Genomic DNA, 21,620 nt, shown 5'->3' with positions numbered 1-21,620 from the left:
AGTATGGCGGGTCTGCTCGTCGCGCGGGTGCTCGCAGAGCACTTCGAGCGAGTGACCATCGTGGAGCGTGACCACCTGAGCGGGGAGTGGGCCGGTGATCCGGTGGCGGATCCACGAGAGCGCGAGGTACGGCGCGGCGTACCGCAGGGCAGGCATCCGCACGGAATGCTGACCGCCGGGCTCGATGTCGTCGAACAGCTGTTCCCAGGCGCGACCGATGAGCTGATCGCAGCTGGTGTGCCGAGTGGTGACGTCCTGGGAAACGTCCGGTTCTGCACCAACGGGCACCGGCTGCGACAAGTGCCGATCGGCATGACCGCGCTCTCGTTCAGCCGGCCGTACCTCGAGAACTATGTGCGGGCGAAAGTCCTCGCGATGCCGGGTATCGAGCTGCGCGCGAGCACGGACATCGTCGGGATCGACGCTGATCCCGAGACCAAGCGAGTGATCGGGGCGTTCGTGCAGCGTCGCGACGCGGCCGGACTCGAAGGCGTTCCGGCAGACCTGGTCGTCGACGCGACCGGCCGTGGGTCGCGGACGCCGCGATGGCTGACCGAGCTGGACTACGGGCGCCCGCCGGAGGAGAAGGTCCAGCTCGACCTCGCGTACGTGTCGCGGCACTACGAGGTCGACCCGGAGGCACTCGAGGGTGATATCGCCATCGTCATCGGGCCGTCCGCGGTCGCTCCGCGTGGGGGAGCCGTCATGCTGCAGGAGGCCGGCCGGGCGGTCGTCACGTTGTTCGGCATCCTCGGGGACCACGCTCCGCTCGACGATCCGGGGTACCGGGCGTACGCCCGCGGGTTGCCGCTGCCGTACGTGGCCGACGTCATCGAGCGGTCGAAGCCGCTCGACGATCCGGTGAAGTTCCGGTACCCGGCCAGCGTTCGGCATCGCTACGACCTGCTGCAGCGATTTCCCAAGGGTTTGGTCGTCGTCGGGGACGCGATGTGCTCGTTCAACCCGATGTACGGGCAGGGTATGTCGGTGGCGGCCGTGCAGGCGCTGCGCCTCGGTGAAGCACTGCAACGCGATGGTGTGGACGGTTTCGACGCGCTGCGGTTCTTCCGTGCAGTGCGGCCCGTCATCGACATCCCGTGGCAGATCGCGGTAGGCGGTGATACCGCCCTGCCCGGGGTCGACGGACCGCGCGACACCCGGACACGGCTGGTGAACCGCTACCTCGACCGGCTGTACGCCACCGCCGAGCACGACGAGGTGGTATCGGTGGCGTTCAGCCGGGTAACGAACCTGCTGGACCCGCCGACCGCGTTGCTGCGTCCGGCGATCGCCGCCAGAGTCCTGGGCCGGCGACGGATGCGTTCCGGTTCATCGCCGACCACGACTCTGCAGAGTCGCTGTTCCTAACCGTCTCATTGCTTCAGTGGGCTGGGGGCGGTGTTTCGATGCTGTGGGTTTGGAGCTGGCTGATGGTCAGCACCAGCAGGGAGCCGGTCCAGGCCAACGGCACGGTGGAGGCCGGGTTGCCGTCGCCGTCGACGAGTTCGGGGAGCTCGCCGAGGATGTTGCGTTTGGACAGCAGCCAGTCGAGCGCCGCCCGCGCCTTGCCCGTTTCTGCGAGGCCTGCCCAGGCGAGTGCGAAGAACGATGTGCTCGGGGGTCGAGTTGCCATTCTCGTTCGTCCGGTGGTCCAGATCGGCGATGGTCACCCGGATCTTGCGTTGTCCGACGTCCAGCTGGCGTCGGTCCGTTGCCCCGCAGCATTCAAATACCTCTGGTAAGAATGCGCCCTCACGCGGGCGTGGTTCAGCTGCTGCCGCAGGTCCGACCGAGGTCCAGCTCACAGGTACGGCAGCAGGAGCCGGGAGGATGGTGCCAGAGGCTCAACCTCACCGAGATTGCGATCGACCACAGGGAATGCTGACACCCATTGATCGTGGTGGATGCCGGCGACGGCTTTCCCTCGAACACCCGCCGCACCGGCATCCACTCGGCCCGAGCTTGCGCCTGATCTGCCGGACCTGAATGTGACGCTAGACCAGAAAGCGCCCGGTCTCCAGCCGGACGGTGCGGCAGCGAAGAAACGTCAACAAGTCTCAATTGCCTAGGGCAACTCGTCGGCGAGGCGTCATCAGATCGTAAAGAGCGTGACCGCGCATTCTCAAAGCCTGATGGTGAGGGTGGAGGCAGTCCCGAACGGAAGGATCGTGATGGCGGACAGCGCCCACAGTCTGTCGACGTGCAGGATTCCGCTCTCCGCGCTCACGTACTACTACCGACGAAATCTGGCCACCGAGGCTGCAGCGAGTGGTGGTCCGCGGGTTGTCGGACGCCGACGTACGGTGCATGTGTTCTTCGACGGAGCCCCAGGGGCAACCGTTCTGACGGTGGCCGAGTTCGCTGCGCACGTTGCGTATCTGGAACCGTCAACGGGAACTGGCCTGCTTGTGGCACCACTCCCCGGCTCGGACGTGGCTGCGCCAGATGACTGGTTCCTCGAGGTCGCGTGGCCCGGCGGTGGACAGTACGGGCGCACCGGCGGTCTGTCGTTGCAGACCGCCGACCGGGCGCATGCCCTTGAGCAGCTCGATGAGGCCGGCTGGAGACTGCTCGAGAACGACAAGGGCATGATCGAGACTGCCGGACGGACAAGCGACGGCCGCCTGGTTCAGTGCCTGTACGCCGAGCGAGGCCGCGAGCGTCAACTCGTACTGGAAGACCTGCAGCACGCGATCACCGCTCTGCACATCGCTGCGGACCTCCAGCACGAGTAGTACGGGAACGAGAAGCCGTGGTCGACGGTACCGATGACAAGGCTCGAATCGGGCCGGTGACGACCGGTGCCGGGTGCTTCACGGTGTTGCGGAGGTTGGTTCCGGTTCGGTCAGTTGGTCGATGAGGGGGGCCAGACGGTGCAGCTCCTCCAAGTGGGTCGTGCTGAGATCGGCGAGCTTCTGATCGCCTGCCGACGTCAGGCTGAGGCGCACGACCCGGCGGTCCTCATCGTCTTCGCGGCTGCGCTGGATGAGGCCGAGCTGTTCGGTGCGATCGATGAGCTGAACGGCACTGTGATGACGGGTGCACAGGTACTCCGCCAGTTCGCCGACCTTCGGCCCCCGCGGATCGGTGTGGCCCCGGATCGCCAGCAGGAGTTGGTGTTGCGCTGCGGTCAGACCGACCGTGGCAGCCTGTTGCTCGCTCCATCGGAGGAAGCGGCGCAGGCCGACCCGGAACGCGAGCAACCTGGCGTATTCCGGTTCGTCGAGGTGTTTGCGCACTGACACCATTGGCTCTTAACTCCTGGGATGATAATATCACGGCATGATACATGAGCGAGCTCGAGTCTCGCTCCCTCGAAGGGCAACACTCGCCGTCTGAGAAGGTGGTGGCTGCAATGGCTACCGAGTCCATGAGGATGCACCCGGACATCGCGGAATTGCGGGCCAAGTACGACGCGGCCGCGGAAACGAGCACCGCGCAAGCCGTTGACGGGCTCACGTTCCTGACCGGTCTGTATCTGGCGATCTCGCCATGGGTGGTCGGGTTCACCGGCTTCACAAGCCTGACCGGTAACAACCTGATCGTGGGCATCGCGTTGGCGCTGCTCGCCGTCGGGTTCGCCTCGGCGTACGGCCGGACGCACGGCATGGCCTGGGTCGCACCGCTGATCGGCGTCTGGACGATCATTGCCCCCTGGGTGGTCAGCGGCGACGTCGCAACCACTCGGACGATCTGGAGCAACGTCGTCGCCGGCGCCATCGCAGTACTGCTGGGCCTGGGCGCTCTGTCGTTCGGAATGAACCGCATGCACCGCACCCACTGACACAGACCCTCGGAAGGGGCGCCGATGCGTCCGCCTTGGCGGACCTGCAATGGTCCGCCGTTGGTGCCTGCGTTCACGGCAGCCGTGGATGCGTCGTGATCTGACAGTTGCCGGGTGTGCTAATTGCTTCGGGCAACCATCAGCCAGCTGACCTGGATGTCGGGTGACCTGGTCGGTGCTATCGATACGGTGATCGTGCCGTCGGTGCCGACCAGAATTCCGCCGTACGACGCGGCGACACCGGTTGCGGTGAACAGGCGCTGCTGGTCCACGACGGACCCGTTGATCGTCACCTGCGCGGCGCGGTTGGCCCACGGCCACGGGTCGTAGTACCCGGCGTGGACCGTGTAGGTGCCGGGTTCGAGATTGCCGAAGGTGTAGACAAGTGGCTCGTGGTTCTTCGCGTAGCGGAGCGTGGTGTAGAGATCGCCACTGCCCGCTGGGGCGCTCGCACCCGTGTAGCCCCAGGTGGTCCCGGTGGCCGGGTCGGTGCCGAGCGGCTGTTCGGGGGCCGAGTTGAGCAGCGGGTGTTCGGTTGCGGCGTCCTGGGTGAGGCGTGTCCAGTCCGCCGTTGCGGTCCCGCCCGCGTTCACGGCGTACCGAAGACCATGCGGCATGACCATGACCGCGCGCGTGAACGTCCGGCCGTCCGACAAGGTGCCGCGCAGGGTTGCGGGCCCAGGCTGGGAAATGGTGGACGGATCCCAGGTCACCGGCAGTTGCTGAGAGCCGCGTGCGGTCGTCACCGTGACGGTGGTCGGCAGTGTGCTCGGGTCACCGAGCCAGACGTGGTCCGGGATCGTGCTGGTGACGGTCCAGCGCGTGTACGGCGTTAAGTCCTTCAGTGTCCACTCGGTGTCCGGTCCGACGGTGAGGCTGCCGCCTTCGCCGAACTTCATCGGCATCCAGACGTACGGCGCGTTGGCGAGATCGTCCGGTGTCCAGCGGTCCGCCATGAAGATGAACTTGTTGTGCTTCTCGTCGACCGGGACGACGTTCGTGCTCTGGGACTGGTACGTCGTGGCCGCGCCGTCGCCGGTGATCGGGACGCCGCGATCGGTGAACTGGCCGAGGATGTTCTGCGAGGTCGCGTAGTGCGCGGGGTTGGGGTCCCAGCCGGTGGCGCCGGAGGTAAGGAGGTAGTAGGTGCCTTCGGATTTGAACATTGCGGGGGCTTCGCGCTGGTTGCAAACCAGCGTCCGGGTGAAGTCCTTGCCCTGCACGGCTTGGTCGGGCGAGGCGGACAGGTAGGTGTAGGACTTGTTCAGCTTGGAGATGTACATCGTCCGGTTCTCCTCGGAGGAGTAGATGATGTACGCCGTGCCGTCGTCGTCCACGAACAGGTTCATGTCGCGCGCCATGCCGCCGGCGGGGTCGAACGATGGTCCGCTGCCGCACCATGGGACGGAGTCGCTCGGTACGTGGTCCAGCCGGTAGGAGTCGATCCAGCGGAACGGCCCCTTGGGGGAGTCCGCGATTGCGACGCCGGCTTCGGCCCGGGCGTAGTTCGACGTACTGGCCGGGTCCGACGGCCCGTCGGAGTGCACCCACATGACCCATTTGCGGGTGGCCTTGTTGTAGATGACTTTCGGGCGCTCGAGGATCGACGACGTCGCCCATCCGTCGGTGCGGACGTTGTTGGTCGAGAGGTCACGCCAGACGGTGTCCTTCTGGGTGGGCGTGTAGTGCTTGTACAGCTTGGCGAAGTACTTGTCGTTCTCGAACTGGTCGGGGGAGCTCATCGCGCGAAGTGCGAGCCCTTCGTCCTTCCAGTTGTAGAGGTCGTACGAGGAGTACAGGTGCACGCCCGGACTGTTGTAGTAGCCGTTGCTGCGGTCTTCGCCGTACCAGTAGTAGATGCGGCGGCCACGGTGGTCCGTGACCGGCACGACCTGGCCACCGTGAGCCTGGATGACCTTGCCGCTGGTGTCCAGCCAGGGCGATCCGGGCCGGAACGAGCTGTACGCCGGTTGCGGGGGCGACGAGCTTGCCGGGGACGCGAGGAGGGTGGAGCCGAGCATGGCGCACAGGATGCCGAGCAGAGCACGTCTCCGGCTCCTGCGCATGGTGGAGGGCGTCATGGATCTATCCTCAGACCGGGAATGTTTACGTAAACAGTTCGATGCCCAGCGATTAGAGCCCGCCCTCGCGACGCAGTCAAGAGCTCGCGTCGGCCCGTCGGCGACCGGCAGTCGCGTGTGCGACGGCTGCAAGGGTCAAGGTTCCTGGTCGGTGTTGTCGTGCAGGACGCGGGTTGGATCAGCGGGCCTTCTCCCGGGCGAGGTGCTGAGTCCACAGGACGCGGCCGGCGGCGAGTGTCTCGGGTGCAGCCAGTGCGGCGACGGTCAGGGAGATGGCGGCGGAGCACAGGCAGAGGGTGCAGAACGCGCCGACGAGCCAGATCTGGACGGCGACGAGGCCGAGCGCGGCGACGCCCAGGCCGGCAGCGACTAGTCCGGCGGCTGCCGGGACCCAGGGGCGTTCGCGCCAGCGGTTAGTGCTTCCGATCGATTCGAGGATCGCCTCGAGCAGGTAGGCGGCTGCTCCGAGCGACGCATCGGGGATCGGTAGCGCTTCGGATATCGAGGAGTGCAGGACTTGGCGGCTGCCGTCGCCGAAGAACGGCTCCCACACCGAGTCCAGGACTCCAGTCTGGAACAACGTCAAGGTGGTGGCGATCGCCAGACCGACCAGTGCCAGGACGATGACGGGGATCCGGTGTCGCCAGGCCGACGGGTTTGAGCGTCGACCGGCGGCTGGGGCCGTCGCCGGTGGTTGGTTGTTCATGACTTGCGTCCGGTGTGGGATCGGCGGCGGCTGGGGCCGTGGCCGGAGTGCAGGTCGATGGCGGTGTTGACCAGGGCGAGGTGGGTGAGGGCTTGAGGGAAGTTGCCGACGAGACGTCGCTGGGTGGTGTCGTACTCCTCCGACAGCAGGCCGAGGTCGTTGCTGAGCCCGAGGACTCGCTCGAATACTTGCCGCCCCTGGTCCTTGCGGCCGGTGAGCAGGTAGCTGTCGGCCAGCCACAGTGTGCAGGGCAGGAACGCCGCATCGCCGGGTGGCAGCCCGTCGATCCCTTCGGATTTCTTGGTCGTGCTGTAGCGGCTCACGAATCCGTCGTGGCACAGCTCGTCGGCGATCGCGCCGATCGTGCCGCGCAACCGCTTGTCCGACCCGCGCAAGAATCCGATGGAGGCCATCAGGAGTACCGAGGCGTCGAGGCTGCGGGAGCCGTAGTACTGGGTGAAGGTGTTGCGGTCGGCGTCGTAGCCGCGGTCGCACACCTCACGATGGATGTCGTCGCGCAGCTGTTTCCATTCGTCGACGGGTCCGGGCAGCTTGAACTCTTCGACGCCGCGCACGGCCCGGTCGACGGCCGCCCAGGCCATCATTTTGGAGTGGACGAAGTGCCGGGGGTCGCCGCGCATTTCCCAGATGCCATTGTCGGGCTCACGCCAGTGGCCTTCGAGGAAGTCCATCAGCGCCCGCTGCACGTCCCACGCGGTCTCGTCCGGCGGTATGCCGTGGACGCGGGCCTGGTGCAGAGCGTCCATGAGTTCGCCGAAGACGTCGAGCTGGAACTGTTCGGAGGCGGCGTTGCCGATCCGTACCGGCTGGGAGTTGGCGTAGCCGGGAAGCCAATCGAGTTCGTGCTCGGTGAGACGTCGTTCGCCTTCGACGCCGTACATGAGTTGCATCTGTTCGGGTTGCCCGGCCAGGGCCCGCAGCAGCCATTCGCGCCAGGCGCTCGCCTCGGTTTCGTAGCCGGCGTCGAGGAGCGCGAGCAGGGTGAAGGTGGCGTCGCGGATCCAGCAGAATCGGTAGTCCCAGTTGCGGACCCCGCCGAGCTGTTCGGGCAACGAGGTCGTCGGGGCGGCGACGATGCCGCCGCTGGGCTGGTAGGTCATGGCTTTGAGGGTGATGAGCGAGCGTACGACGGCGTCGCGGTACGGGCCGTCGTAGCTGCATTTGGACGCCCAGTCGCGCCACCATTTGTCGGTGCGGGTGATGGCTTTGCCCACGTCCACGTGCCGCGGCGGAGGGTCGTGTGGTTTCGACCAGGTCAGCCGGAACTCGGCGTGGTGGCCTTCGGCGAGTTCGAAGTCGGCGACCAGGTCGCTGTGCTCTCGGCGGTGCTCGACATCGGAGTCCAGGGTCAGAGTGTCGGGGCCGGCTATGGCGGTACTGCGCCGGCCGGTGTCGCGGATCCACGGTGTGACCTTGCCGTACTCCGGCCGCACGGCCACCTCGCTTCGCATCGCGACGCGTCCGGACAGGCACTCGACGCGGCGGTACACATCAGGTTGGTCGCCGCGGATCGGCATGCAGTCGATGACGCGGACGGCGCCGTCGGCGGTGGTGAAGTCGGTTTCCACGACGAGCGAGTCCTCGCGGTACCGGCGGTCGGTGGCGCGGTAGCCCCCGGCGGGCGCGAGCAGCCAGCGCCCATGCCCCGGATCGCCGAGCAGCGCCGCGAAACAGGCGCTGGAGTCGAAACGTGGTACGCAAAGCCAGTCGATCGAGCCGTCGTAGCCGACGAGCGCCGCAGTGTGGGTGTCGCCGATCAGCGCGTAATCCTCCAGTTGCAGCGGCATCGACCCGTCACCTGCGCCCCGACCGCACGGCCGCAACAGTGGTCGTGGCAACAGCGGCTCCCACGCGCAGAAGTCCCAGATGCTTGGGCAGGCGGGACAGCACCCAGGAGAATTGCGGGGTGTTGACGGCCGGCATCTGGACCATGGTGGCGTGCACATTGGCCTTCTCGCCGCGTGCCAGCAAGGCGATCTGGGCGCCACGGGCTCTGAACGCGACGGCGCTCGCGCGTCCGATGCCGCCGCTGGCTCCTGTCACGACCACGGTCTGCCGTTGCCTGGATGTCATCCTCGCCTCCAGCTGTCGACGCCAAGGCAATTAGTTGCTAGATGATAACAATGTACCTACAGCAACTGTATGCCGTGATGCCCTCGGGGTACCCCCCTCGAGCGTGGGGAAACCGGCGTCCCGGCGGGCCCAGAGAATGACTAGCAGCGTCGCAGAATCAGCGGTGGTCCGGGGGAGTGGCGCTGGCCGCGGCAGCGAACGCCGATAGGCCGCGGATCAACGCGTTTCGTCCGGCGGAGGGCATTGTGTCCAGGACCGTGCTGATCTCGCGCTGACGGCGGCTCCGCAGGCTGTCGAGCAGCCGGCGGCCCTTGGCCGAGACGGCCAGCTGGATCTCGCGACGGTCGTGGTTCGGCGTGCTGCGCAGTACGAACCCGTCGTCGGCCAGCCGGCCGATCAACCGGCTCGCGGACGGTCTGGAGAGATCGAGCAGGTTCGCAAGGTCGGCGAGTCTCAGCGGGCCGTGCTGCTCGACGGCCAGCAGGGTCCGCAACTGCAGCACCGACAGCTGACTCGATGCCGACAGAGCCTTCAAGGTGAGCTCGAACAGCGCCATCGACGCCTGCTCGACAGCCGCGGCATCGGACGCTGGGGAGGTGACCTCGGACATCCCAGGATCGTATCGCGGCCGCCGCCGGCGTGGAGCAGCAGTCGCGCTTCGATCCTTTGTCTCTGTCACATCATCATGGTAGTTGTTGAATGACAACAGTTACATCACGCTAACTGCTGATCGGCGTGTCGTCCATCTTCCGGGGCACCGGAGAGCCGTGGAGCACCCGACCCGAGCGGCGGTGTGCGTGATGGCGCCGTTTCGTCGTCGAACCGTTTCGTTGCGGACCGTGTTCACGACCCGCAGGTCACAGGAGGATCCTCATGAATCGTGCGGCCGGCCGCACCAGCACCCCAGCCTCGCGCCGATCCCACGCCGCAGTAGCCGATGAAGACGGGCGGTTGCAGCGGGTCGAGCAGGCTCTGCGGGACTCGGTCGATGGTGAGGTCCGGTTCGATTCAGGGTCCCTGGCGGCGTACTCGTGCGACTCCTCGAACTACCGGCAGATCCCGCTCGGCGTCGTGGTCCCGCACACCGTCGACGCCGCGGTCGCGGCGGTGCAGGCGTGCCGCCGGATCGGAGTTCCGGTGGTGTCCCGCGGCGGTGGTACGAGCCTGGCTGGGCAGACGACCAACGCGGCGGTGGTGATCGACTGGACGAAGTACTGCCACCACGTCGTGTCGGTCGACGCGGACGCGGCGACGTGTGTGGTGGAGCCGGGGATCGCGCTGGACGATCTCAACGAGGTGCTGGCAGCCGACGGGTTGATGTTCGGGCCGCGGCCGTCGACGCACCAGAGCTGCACGATCGGGGGAATGGTCGGCAACAACTCGTGCGGGGCGACGGCGCAGGCGTACGGGAAGACGGTCGACAACCTGGTTCGGCTGGAGGTGTTGACCGTCGATGGTGAGCGGATGTGGGTCGGTCCGACCAGCGACGACGAGTACGCCGCGATCGTGTCGGCCGGTGGGCGCCGGGCCGAGATCTACCAGGCGCTGCGTTCGCTGCGGGACACGTATCTGAAGGAGATCCGGCTCGGTTTCCCGGATATTCCGCGGCGGGTGTCGGGGTACAACCTGGACTCGCTGCTGCCGGAGGCGGGCTTCAACGTCGCCAAAGCGCTCACCGGCAGCGAAGGAACCCTGGTGACGGTGCTGCACGCCGAGCTGAGCCTGGAGAAGGTGCCGGGCCACAAGACGATGGTCGTCTTGGGTTACCCCGACATTCAGACCGCGGGCCGTGCGGTCGAACAGATCCTGCCGCACCAGCCGTGGCAGCTCGAGGGCATGGACGACGTCTTGGTCCAGCTCGAGAAGGCGAGTCGGCTGGCCGATACCGCGATCCGGCAACTTCCGCGCAGCCGGGGCTGGTTGATGGTCCAGTTCGCCGGCGACACCGCCGACGAGGCCGAACACGCTGCCCGTCGGATGATCGACGACCTGAAGGCCAAGGCCGCAGAGGGCAAGGTGCCGGAGCCCGCCGTCGAGTACATCGACGACCCGGACCGCGAGGCCGAGCTGATCGAGGTCCGCGAGGCCGGGCTCGGGGCCACCGCGCACCCGACCGCCAAGCATGAGACCTGGGAAGGCTGGGAGGACGCCGCGGTCAGTCCCCACGATCTCGGCGAGTACCTGCGCGAGTTCCGTGATCTGCTGAACGAGTTCGGCTATGACGAGTCCGAGACGGCGCTGTACGGGCACTTCGGGCAGGGCTGTGTGCACACCAGGATCCCGTTCGAGCTGCGCTCGGCCGACGGCATCGCCCATTACCGGCAGTTCGTCGAATGTGCCGCCGACCTGGTGGTTCGCTACGGTGGCTCACTGTCCGGTGAGCACGGCGACGGTCAGTCGCGCGGCGAACTGTTGGTGAAGATGTTCGGGCCCGACCTGCTGCGCGCGTTCGGCGACCTCAAAGGCATCTTCGATCCCGGCAACTTGATGAACCCCGGCAAGATCGTGGACCCCAACCCGCTGGACTCCCACCTGCGCCTGGGCACCGACTTCGCTCCGATCCCGTTTCGGACCCACTTCTCGTTCCCCGAGGACGAGGGCACGTTCAGCAAGGCCGCCATGCGCTGCGTCGGCGTCGGCAAGTGCCGGCGGTCCACGTCTGAGGGCGAGGGCCAGGTGATGTGCCCGTCGTACATGGTGACCCGGGAGGAGGAGCATTCCCCGCGCGGCCGGTCCCGGTTGCTGTTCGAGATGGTGCGCGGTGACGTCATCCCGGACGGTTGGCGCTCGCCGGAGGTTCGCGACGCGCTGGATCTGTGCCTGGCGTGCAAGGGCTGCAAGGTCGACTGCCCGGTCAACGTCGATGTCGCCACCTACAAGGCCGAGTTCTTGTCGCACCACTACGCCCACCGGCTACGACCGCTGTCGCACTACTCGATGGGCTGGCTGCCGCTGTGGGCCCAGCTGGCCCGGCACGCCCCACGGGTCGTGAACGCCGCCACCCGGGCACCAGGCCTGGCCGCGGTACTGAAGAAGGCCGGCGGCATCGCCCCGCCGCGCGACATCCCGCGGTTCGCCGAGCAGTCGTTCACCGACTGGTGGCGCTCCCGGCCCAGTTCCCGGATGCCGACGTCAGCGACCCGGGGACGGGTGATGATCTGGCCGGACACGTTCACCAACTTCTTCCACCCCTCGATCGCGCGAAGCGCCGTCGCGGTACTGGAAGCAGCCGGCTTCGCCGTCGAGGTGCCGGCCGCACCGGTGTGCTGTGGGCTGACCTGGATCTCTACCGGTCAGCTGGGCATCGCCGAACGAGCCTTGCGCCGTACGATCCGGGTCCTGCAAGAACCCATCCGCGCCGGCGTGCCGCTGGTCGGCCTGGAGCCGTCGTGTACGTCGGTGTTCCGCTCGGATGCGCCGGAACTGCTCCCCGGTGACGACGACATCCGCCGACTGTCGAAACAGGCTCTCACCCTCGCGGAGCTGCTGCAGACCCGCGCGCCCGGCTGGCAACCGCCACACATCGACGTGGATGCGCTCGTGCAGACCCATTGCCACCAGCACGCAGTTCTCGGTGCCGACAGCGACGCGGAGCTGATGAAACGCGCCGGCATCGAGGCCGAGCAACTCCAGTCGGGGTGTTGTGGCCTGGCCGGGAACTTCGGCTTCGAGGCCGGCCACTACGACGTGTCGCTGGCCGCGGGCGAGCGGGTCTTGCTGCCGCGCGTCCGCGACGCCGCCCGCGAGACGGTGATCCTGGCCGACGGGTTCAGCTGCCGGACCCAGATCGAACAAGGCAGCACGGGCCGCACCGCGGTCCACCTGGCCGAGCTCCTGGCCGCCGGCCTACGCGGCCACAGCGGCCGCGGCGGCCGGCTCGGCTCCTATCCAGAACACACCATCGCTGCCGCCGGCCTGGCGCAGCATTCATCCGAGGAGGTTTCATGACGACCACGGTCGCCGACCAGATCTTGGACCGACTGCGCAGCTGGGACGTCACGCACGTGTTCGGCTACGCCGGCGACGGCATCAACGGCCTGCTCGCCGCCTGGCAACGCGCCGGCGACGAGCCGCGTTTCGTGCAGGCGCGCCACGAGGAGATGGCTGCGTTCGAGGCCGTCGGCTACGCCAAGTTCACCGGCCGGGTCGGGGTCTGTACCGCGACCAGCGGCCCCGGTGCGATCCACCTGCTCAACGGCCTGTACGACGCCAAACTCGACCACGTCCCGGTCGTGGCGATCGTCGGTCAGACGGCGCGCAGCGCGATGGGCGGCAACTACCAGCAAGAAGTCGACCTCACCACGCTCTACAAAGACGTGGCCTCCGACTACTGCCAGATGGTCACCGTCCCGGAGCAGCTGCCGAACGTGCTGGACCGCGCGATGCGGATCGCGGCCAGCCGCCGTACCGTGACCGCGGTCATCGTCCCTTCCGACGTACAGGAGCTGGAGTACGCCGCGCCAGGGCACGCGTTCAAGATGGTGCCCTCCAGCCTCGATCTGACCTGGGCCGCACCGGTCCCGGCCGACCACGACCTGCAGCGCGCAGCGGAGGTGCTCAACTCCGGCCAGAAAACCGCGATTCTCGTGGGGCAAGGCGCCCGGTCCGCGGCCGCCGAAGTCACCGAGATCGCCGACCTGCTCGGCGCCGGAGCGGCGAAGGCGCTGCTGGGCAAGGATGTGCTGTCCGACGAGCTGCCCTGGGTGACCGGCGCGATCGGGCTGCTCGGCACCAGGCCGTCGTACGAGATGATGATGGACTGCGACACCCTGCTCGTGGTCGGCTCGAACTTCCCTTACTCCCAGTTCCTGCCGAAGTTCGGCCAGGCCCGCGCCGTCCAGATCGACATCGACCCCACCATGGTCGGACTGCGCTACCCGTTCGAGGTGAACCTCGTCGGTGACGCCGCCGCGACACTGCGCCGCCTCGTCCCGATGCTGACCCGCCGCGACGATCGGTCGTGGCGCGACGACATCGAAGCCAAGGTGCAGCGGTGGTGGGAGGTGATGCAGCGCCGCGCCACCACGTCGGCCGATCCGATCAACCCCGAACTCGTGCTGCATGAGCTGTCGCCGCGGCTTCCCGACGACGCGATCGTCGCGTCGGACTCGGGGTCGTCGGCGAACTGGTACGCGCGGCACCTCAAGTTCCGCGGCGACATGCGCGGCTCGCTGTCCGGGACGCTGGCCACGATGGGACCGGGCGTGCCTTATGTGATCGGCGCGAAGTTCGGCCATCCGGACCGGCCTTGCGTCGCGATCGTCGGCGACGGCGCGATGCAGATGAACGGCATCAACGAGCTCATCACGATCTCGAAGTACTGGCAGGACTGGGCCGATCCGCGCATGGTCATCGCCGTCTTGCACAACAACGACCTCAACCAGGTCACCTGGGAACTGCGCGCGATGGGCGGCTCACCGCAGTTCCTGCCCTCGCAGCACCTGCCGGACTTCCCGTACGCCGACTACGCCCGCAGCCTCGGACTCGGCGGGGTGCTGGCCGCCAAGCCCGACGAGGTCGCGCCGGCCTGGGAGCAGGCGCTGCAAGCCGATCGGCCTTGTGTCGTGGAGTTCCTCACCGACCCCGCCGTACCGCCGATCCCGCCGCACGCGACGTGGGACCAGCTGGAGAAGGCGCTGGAGTCGATCGTGCGCGGCGACTCCGACCGGGTCGACGTGATCAAGGAAGGCGTGAAGTCCAAGATCCAGGAATTCCTGCCCGGCACCAAGGAAGAAGACAGCACGTCGTGACCGCAACAAGTCATAACCCCACTCCTGCCGACACTGTTGGGCCGATCCCTGTCGAGCAGGTCGTGGCATCGGCGTACACGATTCCGACCGACGCCGCCGAGGCCGACGGCACGTTCGCCTGGGACTCCACCACGCTGGTGTTCGTGCAGGTCCAGGCGGCCGGCTGCACCGGGACCGGCTGGACGTACGGCTCGGTGGCTTGCGCGGCGGTCGTCGACCACGACCTCGCCTCGGTGGTGTGTGGCCGCGATGCCATGGACGTCGCCGGATCCTGGACTGCGATGGTTGTTGCGCTGCGCAACATCGGCCGGCCCGGTGTGGCCGGCATGGCGCTGTCGGCGGTGGACTGTGCGCTGTGGGACCTCAAGGCCCGCCTGCTCGATCTGCCGCTGCACCTCCTGCTCGGTGCGGTGCACGACCAGGTACCGGTCTATGGCAGCGGCGGCTTCACCAGCTATGACGACGCCCAGCTGTCCCACCAGCTCAACGGCTGGGTCGTCGACCAGCGCATCCCGCGGGTCAAGATCAAGATCGGTGAAAGCCGCGGTACCTGCACCGACCGGGACCTGCATCGGATCAAGAAGGCTCGCGAGATCATCGGCCCGGCTACCGAGCTGTACGTCGACGCCAACGGCGGCTACACCGTCGGGCAAGCGGTACGCATCGGGGAGCAGTTCGACGAGCTCGGCGTCACCTGGTTCGAAGAACCCGTCTCCAGCGACGACCTAGACGGCCTGCGGCACGTCCGATCGCGGCTGAGCTGCGACGTAACGGCCGGCGAGTACGGCTACGACCTGGTCTACTTCGACAGGATGTGCCGCGCCGAGGCCGTCGACTGTGTCCAGGTTGACGTGACCCGCTGCGGCGGCATCACCGAGCTGCTGCGCATTGCCGCCCTCGCCGCCGCCCGGGGGCTGCAGGTGTCGGGCCACTGTGCACCGCACCAGCACGTGGCCGCGCTCGCCGCCGTACCGAATCTGCGGCACCTGGAGTGGTTCCACGACCACGTCCGGATCGAGCAACTCGTGTTCGACGGCACGGCGGACCCAGCCGGCGGAGCGATCCGCTTCAACGCCGCCCCGGGCCACGGCCTGACCTGGAGACCATCGGCCGCGGAGCCGTTCCGAGTCCGCTGACATCGAAGGAGAAGCGATCGCGTGACGCGAACCCCGATCGGTCAAGACACTCTCGAGACCGCCGGCACATCTCGGCATCGACAGGTCCGAGGCCCCGAGTTCGCAGTCGTCTGTGCGCGGCTGCGGATCCCGACCTGCGCCGCCGGGCTGCTCTGCATCGTCCTCGGCCGATGGGCACTTGAGGGATCGCTCAGCACCTGGCTCGCCTGGATCGGCACCGCATTGCTGGTCATCGGATTGGCGCTCTACTTCCGAGTCGGCACTCTGCGCAGAGCACCTTTGAACGTCGCAGCGCCGGTGACCGGCCAGTGGCTGGCGATGAACAGCCCCGCCAGCAAGACACCCAGCCACGGCCTGCACGCCTACGGCCAGACCTACGCGATCGACTTGGTCTACGCACCCGCCGATCAGACCCGACCCGGCATGGGCTGGTGGCCGCTGGCTCGCCGCCCCGCGGAATTTCCCGGGTTCGGCCGACCCGTTTATGCCCCGGCCGCCGGTGTCGTGGCCCGCGTCCACGACTCCGAGCGCGACCACTGGAGCCGGACATCGTTCCCCGGCCTGATCTACCTGCTCGTCGAGAGCGTCCGGGAGTTCCTGGGCCCGAACAAGGTGCTCGGCAACCACGTCATCATCGAACTGGACAACGGAACCTACGCTCTCGTCGCCCATCTCCAACGCCGCTCGGCGACCGTTAAGCGCGGCGACACCGTTGCAGCGGGGGACGTCATTGGGGCCTGTGGCAACTCTGGCAACTCTACGGAGCCACACCTGCACTTCCAGGTTATGGACCATCCCAACATCCTGATCCCCGCCGGCTTCACCCACTTCACAGTCGGCGACCGCGCGCAGAGCGGAATGCCGTCCACCGGCACCTCGGTCCGCATCGACCGCCACGCAGACCCAGCAGACCATGCCCTCGGCAACGACTCCAGCGGAAGGGACACCCCATCATGACAACGACCCGGCACCTGGCCGGCAGCATCGACGCCCGCCCCTGGACAGTCGCCGAGCTCGCCTGGCTGCGGCGGCTCGCCGCGACCGGACTTCCGCCCGTGATGATCGCTTTGAAACTGCAGCGCCCCGTCCAAAAGGTCCGCGAGGCAGCAGCTCGGGAAGGCATCACCATCGTGCCTTCGCCCCCAGAAGCCGCCAGGGAGTGAGATCCGATGCTGGGCGAACTCCCAACGAGACCCGGCACCGCTCCCTGGAGGACATCCACTCCGAAGTGAAGGGCTCCTGATCCGCCAACTGGTCCCCACCTGGGAGGTGAACCGATGAGGACATATCGAACGATGTGGAAGGCAACGACCGGGGTGTTGCTGGTGCTGGGCTGCGGCATGGCGTTGATCTTGTTGCCGCCGGCCGTCGACGCGGTCCTGTTCGTGATGACCGCGCTGGTGGCCGGCTGCCTCAAGTTCAGCGTCGACGTAGGCAACACCACCGGTGGCAGCGCCGGATACGTGGCGGGCGGCAGTTCGCCGGTAGCCGGATCCACTGGTGCCGCGATTCGCTGCACTATCCCGTTGTCTCTAGGGAGTGGTCTGGCGGTGGTCTCGCTGGCCGGCTACAGCGCCTCTGCCGGTTTCGCGACCCTCGCGCTGGTGGCTGTAGTCGCGGCGACATCGCCACCCGCCGCTGCGCGCGTTTTCCTCTCCCCGCTTGGCTCCGCCGAAGATGAAGAGCGTTCCACGCCGGTTGTGCCCGCCGACGAGCAGTGCACCACGGCGTCAGCCGACGGCGGCAACCGCACGGATCTGCCAGACCTCACCAGCTCTGCCGGCCTCGCTCGGGACGAACCAGCCGTGGGTGCGCTCGGCGACTCCGAACTGTGCAGGCAATGGCGCCACAGCTACGTGACCTTACAAAAAGCATGCACCGTCACCGCGCGACTCCGAATCGTCGCCCGTCGGCAAATCTATCTCGACGAGCTCGAACGCCGAGCGCCCCAACAACTCGAGGCATGGCTCCAAGCCGGTGCCCGCGCCGCCGGAGACCCCAGCAAATTCATCTGCCACGATGCCACCGGCCGAGCTGCCGACAACCGAAAGGAGACTCGCGCAGGTAGGACCGAACCATCGAACGACGACTCCTAACCAGCGCCCCTCAGGCGCCCAGGCGCTCACCAGTTGCGAAGCCGACACGTCCCGATCACGGGATGACGAACAGCACCGGCGGACCATGCGGAATTGGTGGGCCACTGACCGAGCTGGAGCGAGCGGTCGTCAGCTATCGGTTGTTGCTGCGGCGATGTCCCAGGTCGACAGGCAGAAGGGGTGGCCTGCTGGGTCCGAGTAGACGTAGCAGTGGTCGGAGTTCGGCTGGTAGTCGAGCAGTATGGCGCCCGCGGCCAGGACGCGCGCTCCGGTCGCGTCGAGGTCGTCGACCAGGAAGTCGAGATGCAGCTGCATAGGTACGTCGTTCCCAGGCCAGACCGGCGGCCGGAAGTCCTCGACCTGTTGGAAGGCGATGGAGCCGTTCGGCCCCGAGACGACGGCCCAATGCGACGTACCCGTCGCGGCGCCGCCGGTGATCTCGGCGTAGAACTCTGCGAGGGCGAGCGCGTCGGGTGCGTTCACCGTGACGCCGTCCAGTCTGATGCGATCGGACATCAGTTGACCGGCAAGTTCTGATAGACGGAGGTCAGTTCGGTCCAGCGGGCTTTCCAGGTTGGAGCCGGGGTCTGGGCCGTCCAGCCGTCGGGATGCACTGGACCGTCGGTCGTCAGTAAGCGGGCGAGGTCCTCGAGGTGCACCTGCCACCCGGCCCCGTAGAAGTGCAGCGAGCCGAGCGGTAGGCCGCGTTCCTCGACCACGAGCTTGGTCTGCGATCCTTCTGCCGTGAGCCAGGCCTCCAGCTGGGACTCGTCCTCGCCGCCCGGCTCCGTCGTGAGCAGCAAATGGCGCGGCGCCTCGCACACCTCGATCCTGGCCGGCCCGCTCCAGGTGCTCGTGAAGACGGCATGGATCAGGCCGCCTTCGTGCAGTTCGCCCGTCACCTGGGCGATCCAGCGGCCGAGTCGCTGCGGCGTCGTACACGCCTGCCAGAGGTCGTCGATGCCGGTGTCGTAGACATCCTCGACGCGCACCGCCCCACGGCGCTCGTCGAGCGCTCGCACGGTCCCGATGGTCTTCACTGGCGTTCCTTCTTTCCTCGTGCGATCTCAGTGTGCAGCGCGTCGAGGCGGTTCTTCCACAGGGCCCGGTATCCCTCGAGCCACTCGTCCACCTCGACGAGTGCCTCCGGTCGCAGGCTGTAGATCCTCCGCTGCGCCTCCTGCCGTACGTCGACCAGCCCGGCCTCCCGCAGTACCCGCAGATGCCGCGACACCCCCGGCCGCGCGATCGGCAACGCACCGGCCAACTCACCGGCCGTCGCCGGGTGATCCCGCAGGATCCCCAGCACCGTCCGCCGACTCTGATCTGCCAACGCCTGCAGCACCACATCCATAGACCGAATGTACCCAACTAGCTACGTAACCACAAGGGTACATTTGAGCTTGGCGCGGATCAGTGCTAGCTGTCGTCGGGGCTGGACGTCGGTGCAGCTCGTCTACGCGTCGCGGTGGCGCAGGAGTAGCAGGGTGGCTGCGAGTAGGAGTACGGCGAGGACCGTGAGCCAGCCGAACTCGATCCATTGGAAGGTCCAGTAGCGGTGGTCGGGTTGATAGCTGGTCCATTGGGTGTATCCGTGGTGGAGCAGGAATGTCGTCGGGTCGGCGCCGTTGCCCGGGCTGACGCCCTCGGACCCACCACCGGTCTCGATTTGCTGGAGACCTGCGGTTCGAAGTACTGCGTTGAGTTGCGTTGTGCTGATTGTGTTGCCGGCCTTCTCCCACCATTGGGAGAGGGTCTGGGACCCGGAAATGTAGTCGAGGCTGCTGGTCCTGAGCGCCGGCAGGTAGTGGAGTCGCAGCTTGGACGCAGCGAAGGCGAGCCCGAACGTGGCGAGCAAGGCAACGCCGAATGCGGGCAGGGCACGGCGTAGAAGAAGCCCCGCGATCAGACCGATGGCGTAGGCGGCGAGGGCCCAGCCAATGACGGCGACTCCCGTGGACGGGAACTCGCTGGCTTGCAGTCGGGGAGTTATGTCGGCCTGCCACAAGGGGCGGTCGTGCCAGGCGATCAGGCCGCCGAAGCCGCCGGCAAGGACGGCCACCACCAAGGCTCCGCTGAGGACCATGGCGATCGCCCAGCGCGCGCGGCCCACACCTTGGGTCCAGGCATAGCGGAAGGTTCCGGTCTCGAGTTCGCGTCCGAGCAGCGGGCCGCCGGTGAAGGCACCGACGAGCAGCGGGGCGAAGAGGAACAGTGCGCTGATGATCCCGGGGTTGGAATGGCTGTTCTTGAAGCTGGTCCAGGCGAAGTTGCACGCGCTCGATTGCTGCGGGGTACAGGCCTGGACCGCGTGCCATGCCGACCGGATCTGGAGCCCGGTGGTGATCAGGTACACGCCGACGAGACCCAGCACGGCCAGGGTGGCGAGAATGGTGGGACGGTACCGCCGCCAGACGACCCAGCCGAGACGGTGCCAGGGCACGGGGCGCACCGATCCGGGCGGGACCACGGCGAGGTTTGCGGTAGTCATTGGATGGTCTCCAGGGGTGCGAGCCGTGCGGTCCGGCGGTCTTCGCGCAGGTAGGCCATGGTCAGTTCTTCCAGACTGACCGGCCGGTCCTCCCACCCAGGTGCGAGAACCGGGCCGCCGGCTGTGGTTTCGACGAGCAGGTGCCGTTGGACACCGGCGCCGGTGACCTGGATGGTTCGCCAGTGCGGATCCGGTCGTTGGCCCTTCGGACCGGTGAGCAGGCGGTGGCTGCCGAGCAGGTCTTCGACCGCTCCGTCGATCCGCACGCGACCGTGGGAGATGAGCACGAGGTAGTCGGTGACACGCTCGAGTTCGGCCAGCACGTGCGAGGACAACAGGACCGACACCCCGTCCTCTGCCATTCCGGTCATCACCGTGGCCATGAAGTCGTGGCGTGCCAGCGGGTCGAGGGCGGCAGTGGGCTCGTCGAGCACCAATAGGCGTGGGTGTCGTGCCAGCGCCAGGGTGAGGGCGAGCTGTGCTCGCTGACCGCCGGACAGCTTTGCTGTGGTGCGTTGCGGGGCGATGTCGAGGTCGAGGAGTCGGCGTCGTGCATAGGCCTCGTCGAACTGCCGATTGAGGTTGCGCGTCATGTGGATCATGTCCGTGGCCGACAGGTTTCGGTACAAGGGCGTGTCCTGGGCGACGAACGCGACCCCGTCCAGCGAGGCCAAAGACCCGGCCCGCGCTCCGCCCAGAACCGTGACCTCGCCGCTGGTGGGCGCAGCCAATCCGACAACCAGGTTGAGGAGCGTGCTCTTGCCTGCCCCGTTGGGCCCGACCAGGGCGACGAGCTGGCCCTGCGGGATCGCGAGGGTGCAGTCCCGCAACGCGGTGACCTGCCCGTACCGCTTGCCCAGCGCGCGGGTCTCGATGATGTTCATGCCACCCCACCTTCGGCGCGACGCCCAGGTTGATCCACGCCGCGGGTGTCGGTCCCGCGGCGATCAGCAAAATCCCGCAGCGCGCTGGTGAACAGGGCAACGATCCCGTCCTGGTCGAGCCCGGCCCCGTCGGCCTCGGCCAGCCACGTCAGCAACGACTTGCGCAGTCCGGCCAGGCCGGCGAAGTCGATCTGATCCAGGCTGCCTTCGATGAACGTTCCCTGGCCCGGCCGCCCGGCAGTCAGTCCCTTGCCCTCCAGGTCCCGATACGCCTTCATCACCGTGTTCGGGTTGATCGCGAGGTCCGCCACGACCTCCCGAACCTTCGGAAGCTGGTCGCCCTGCTTGAGATAACCGAGCCGCAGCGCATGCTCGACCTGCTGCACCAGCTGCAGGTACGTCGGAACGCCCGACCCCGGGTCCAGCGTGAACGTGATCGGCGACAGCCGACTGTCGCCTTCACCGTCATACTGTTTACCTATGACCATAGTAAAACAGTAGAGCGACATCGCCAGACGCACAAGTCGCAGGCACAGGCGACCGGTGGAAGACCGACCCGAACGAACTAGTCGCGTCAGGGGACGCGGAAGCTGGTCGG

At 67.3% G+C, this 21,620-nt stretch carries 22 protein-coding genes; 9 read left to right on the top strand and 13 right to left on the bottom strand.

Annotated features, from left to right (window positions below):
- Positions 1-3: 3 nt before the first annotated feature.
- A complete protein-coding gene (locus ACIA58_RS18170) occupies positions 4-1,368 on the top strand; it encodes an FAD-dependent oxidoreductase (protein ID WP_396404811.1) in 1,365 nt (454 codons plus the stop codon).
- 13 nt (positions 1,369-1,381) lie between these two features.
- On the opposite strand, the gene ACIA58_RS18165 is transcribed toward ACIA58_RS18170, so the two are convergent.
- Positions 1,382-1,633 carry a hypothetical protein gene (locus ACIA58_RS18165; protein ID WP_396404810.1) on the bottom strand — a complete coding sequence of 84 codons (252 nt, stop codon included), beginning with the start codon at positions 1,631-1,633 and terminating at the stop codon, positions 1,382-1,384.
- Positions 1,634-2,432: 799 nt separating this feature from the next.
- Between ACIA58_RS18165 and ACIA58_RS18160 the strand changes: the two genes are divergently transcribed.
- On the top strand, positions 2,433-2,735 hold the full coding sequence (locus ACIA58_RS18160; protein WP_396404809.1) for a hypothetical protein: 303 nt from the start codon (positions 2,433-2,435) through the stop codon (positions 2,733-2,735).
- Between the two features lie 78 nt (positions 2,736-2,813).
- Here the strand turns inward: ACIA58_RS18160 and ACIA58_RS18155 are convergent, their stop codons facing one another.
- Positions 2,814-3,239, bottom strand: a complete 426-nt coding sequence (locus ACIA58_RS18155) for a MarR family winged helix-turn-helix transcriptional regulator (RefSeq protein WP_396404807.1) — start codon at positions 3,237-3,239, stop codon at positions 2,814-2,816.
- A 116-nt stretch (positions 3,240-3,355) separates the two neighbouring features.
- Between ACIA58_RS18155 and ACIA58_RS18150 the strand changes: the two genes are divergently transcribed.
- Entirely contained in the window at positions 3,356-3,784 is a 429-nt protein-coding gene (locus tag ACIA58_RS18150) for an SPW repeat protein (RefSeq protein WP_396404805.1), read from the top strand.
- A gap of 119 nt (positions 3,785-3,903) precedes the next feature.
- Here ACIA58_RS18150 and ACIA58_RS18145 read toward each other — a convergent pair whose 3' ends face one another.
- From ACIA58_RS18145 to ACIA58_RS18125, 5 genes are all read right to left on the bottom strand, one after another.
- Positions 3,904-5,865, bottom strand: a complete 1,962-nt coding sequence (locus tag ACIA58_RS18145) for a glycoside hydrolase family 43 protein (protein WP_396404804.1) — start codon at positions 5,863-5,865, stop codon at positions 3,904-3,906.
- A 178-nt stretch (positions 5,866-6,043) separates the two neighbouring features.
- Entirely contained in the window at positions 6,044-6,571 is a 528-nt protein-coding gene (locus ACIA58_RS18140; protein WP_396404803.1) for a vitamin K epoxide reductase family protein, read from the bottom strand.
- Positions 6,568-8,379 carry a glycoside hydrolase family 15 protein gene (locus tag ACIA58_RS18135; RefSeq protein ID WP_396404802.1) on the bottom strand — a complete coding sequence of 604 codons (1,812 nt, stop codon included), beginning with the start codon at positions 8,377-8,379 and terminating at the stop codon, positions 6,568-6,570. Before ACIA58_RS18135 ends, ACIA58_RS18140 begins: the two co-directional genes overlap by 4 nt.
- Positions 8,380-8,386: 7 nt before the next feature.
- A complete protein-coding gene (locus tag ACIA58_RS18130) occupies positions 8,387-8,665 on the bottom strand; it encodes an SDR family NAD(P)-dependent oxidoreductase (RefSeq protein WP_396404801.1) in 279 nt (92 codons plus the stop codon).
- A 157-nt stretch (positions 8,666-8,822) separates the two neighbouring features.
- Positions 8,823-9,275 (bottom strand): MarR family winged helix-turn-helix transcriptional regulator, encoded by a 453-nt coding sequence (locus ACIA58_RS18125; protein ID WP_396404800.1) that lies wholly within the window; start codon positions 9,273-9,275, stop codon positions 8,823-8,825.
- 263 nt (positions 9,276-9,538) lie between these two features.
- Between ACIA58_RS18125 and ACIA58_RS18120 the strand changes: the two genes are divergently transcribed.
- The 6 genes from ACIA58_RS18120 (at position 9,539) to ACIA58_RS18095 (ending at position 17,647) form a co-directional block, all read left to right on the top strand.
- Positions 9,539-12,613, top strand: coding sequence for an FAD-binding and (Fe-S)-binding domain-containing protein (locus ACIA58_RS18120; RefSeq protein WP_396404799.1), 3,075 nt, complete (start codon positions 9,539-9,541; stop codon positions 12,611-12,613).
- Complete coding sequence (locus ACIA58_RS18115) at positions 12,610-14,415, top strand: thiamine pyrophosphate-requiring protein (protein ID WP_396404798.1); 1,806 nt, start codon at positions 12,610-12,612, stop codon at positions 14,413-14,415. The genes ACIA58_RS18120 and ACIA58_RS18115 overlap by 4 nt, the downstream gene beginning before the upstream one ends.
- A gap of 62 nt (positions 14,416-14,477) precedes the next feature.
- Positions 14,478-15,551: an enolase C-terminal domain-like protein gene (locus ACIA58_RS18110; protein ID WP_396404796.1), complete on the top strand. Its 1,074-nt coding sequence runs from the start codon at positions 14,478-14,480 to the stop codon at positions 15,549-15,551.
- Positions 15,552-15,572: 21 nt separating this feature from the next.
- The gene (locus ACIA58_RS18105) at positions 15,573-16,508 is read left to right on the top strand and encodes a M23 family metallopeptidase (RefSeq protein WP_396404795.1); all 936 of its coding nucleotides are present in this window, start codon (positions 15,573-15,575) and stop codon (positions 16,506-16,508) included.
- A complete protein-coding gene (locus ACIA58_RS18100; RefSeq protein ID WP_396404794.1) occupies positions 16,505-16,714 on the top strand; it encodes a hypothetical protein in 210 nt (69 codons plus the stop codon). Before ACIA58_RS18105 ends, ACIA58_RS18100 begins: the two co-directional genes overlap by 4 nt.
- Positions 16,715-16,828: 114 nt before the next feature.
- Positions 16,829-17,647, top strand: coding sequence for a hypothetical protein (locus ACIA58_RS18095; RefSeq protein ID WP_396404793.1), 819 nt, complete (start codon positions 16,829-16,831; stop codon positions 17,645-17,647).
- A 129-nt stretch (positions 17,648-17,776) separates the two neighbouring features.
- Here the strand turns inward: ACIA58_RS18095 and ACIA58_RS18090 are convergent, their stop codons facing one another.
- The 6 genes from ACIA58_RS18090 to ACIA58_RS18065 all read right to left on the bottom strand — a co-directional run bounded on the left by ACIA58_RS18090 (position 17,777) and on the right by ACIA58_RS18065 (position 21,510).
- On the bottom strand, positions 17,777-18,163 hold the full coding sequence (locus ACIA58_RS18090) for a VOC family protein (RefSeq protein WP_396404792.1): 387 nt from the start codon (positions 18,161-18,163) through the stop codon (positions 17,777-17,779).
- Positions 18,163-18,687, bottom strand: a complete 525-nt coding sequence (locus tag ACIA58_RS18085) for an SRPBCC domain-containing protein (protein WP_396404791.1) — start codon at positions 18,685-18,687, stop codon at positions 18,163-18,165. Before ACIA58_RS18085 ends, ACIA58_RS18090 begins: the two co-directional genes overlap by 1 nt.
- Positions 18,684-19,001 carry an ArsR/SmtB family transcription factor gene (locus ACIA58_RS18080; protein WP_396404790.1) on the bottom strand — a complete coding sequence of 106 codons (318 nt, stop codon included), beginning with the start codon at positions 18,999-19,001 and terminating at the stop codon, positions 18,684-18,686. The genes ACIA58_RS18085 and ACIA58_RS18080 overlap by 4 nt, the downstream gene beginning before the upstream one ends.
- A 102-nt stretch (positions 19,002-19,103) precedes the next feature.
- Positions 19,104-20,138: a hypothetical protein gene (locus ACIA58_RS18075; protein ID WP_396404789.1), complete on the bottom strand. Its 1,035-nt coding sequence runs from the start codon at positions 20,136-20,138 to the stop codon at positions 19,104-19,106.
- The gene (locus tag ACIA58_RS18070) at positions 20,135-21,022 is read right to left on the bottom strand and encodes an ABC transporter ATP-binding protein (protein ID WP_396404788.1); all 888 of its coding nucleotides are present in this window, start codon (positions 21,020-21,022) and stop codon (positions 20,135-20,137) included. The genes ACIA58_RS18075 and ACIA58_RS18070 overlap by 4 nt, the downstream gene beginning before the upstream one ends.
- A complete protein-coding gene (locus ACIA58_RS18065) occupies positions 21,019-21,510 on the bottom strand; it encodes a GntR family transcriptional regulator (RefSeq protein WP_396404787.1) in 492 nt (163 codons plus the stop codon). The genes ACIA58_RS18070 and ACIA58_RS18065 overlap by 4 nt, the downstream gene beginning before the upstream one ends.
- Positions 21,511-21,620: the final 110 nt, after the last annotated feature.

This window comes from Kribbella sp. NPDC051586, from assembly GCF_044453965.1.
Lineage (GTDB): Bacteria > Actinomycetota > Actinomycetes > Propionibacteriales > Kribbellaceae > Kribbella.
This window is presented reverse-complemented; position numbering and strand designations above follow the sequence as displayed.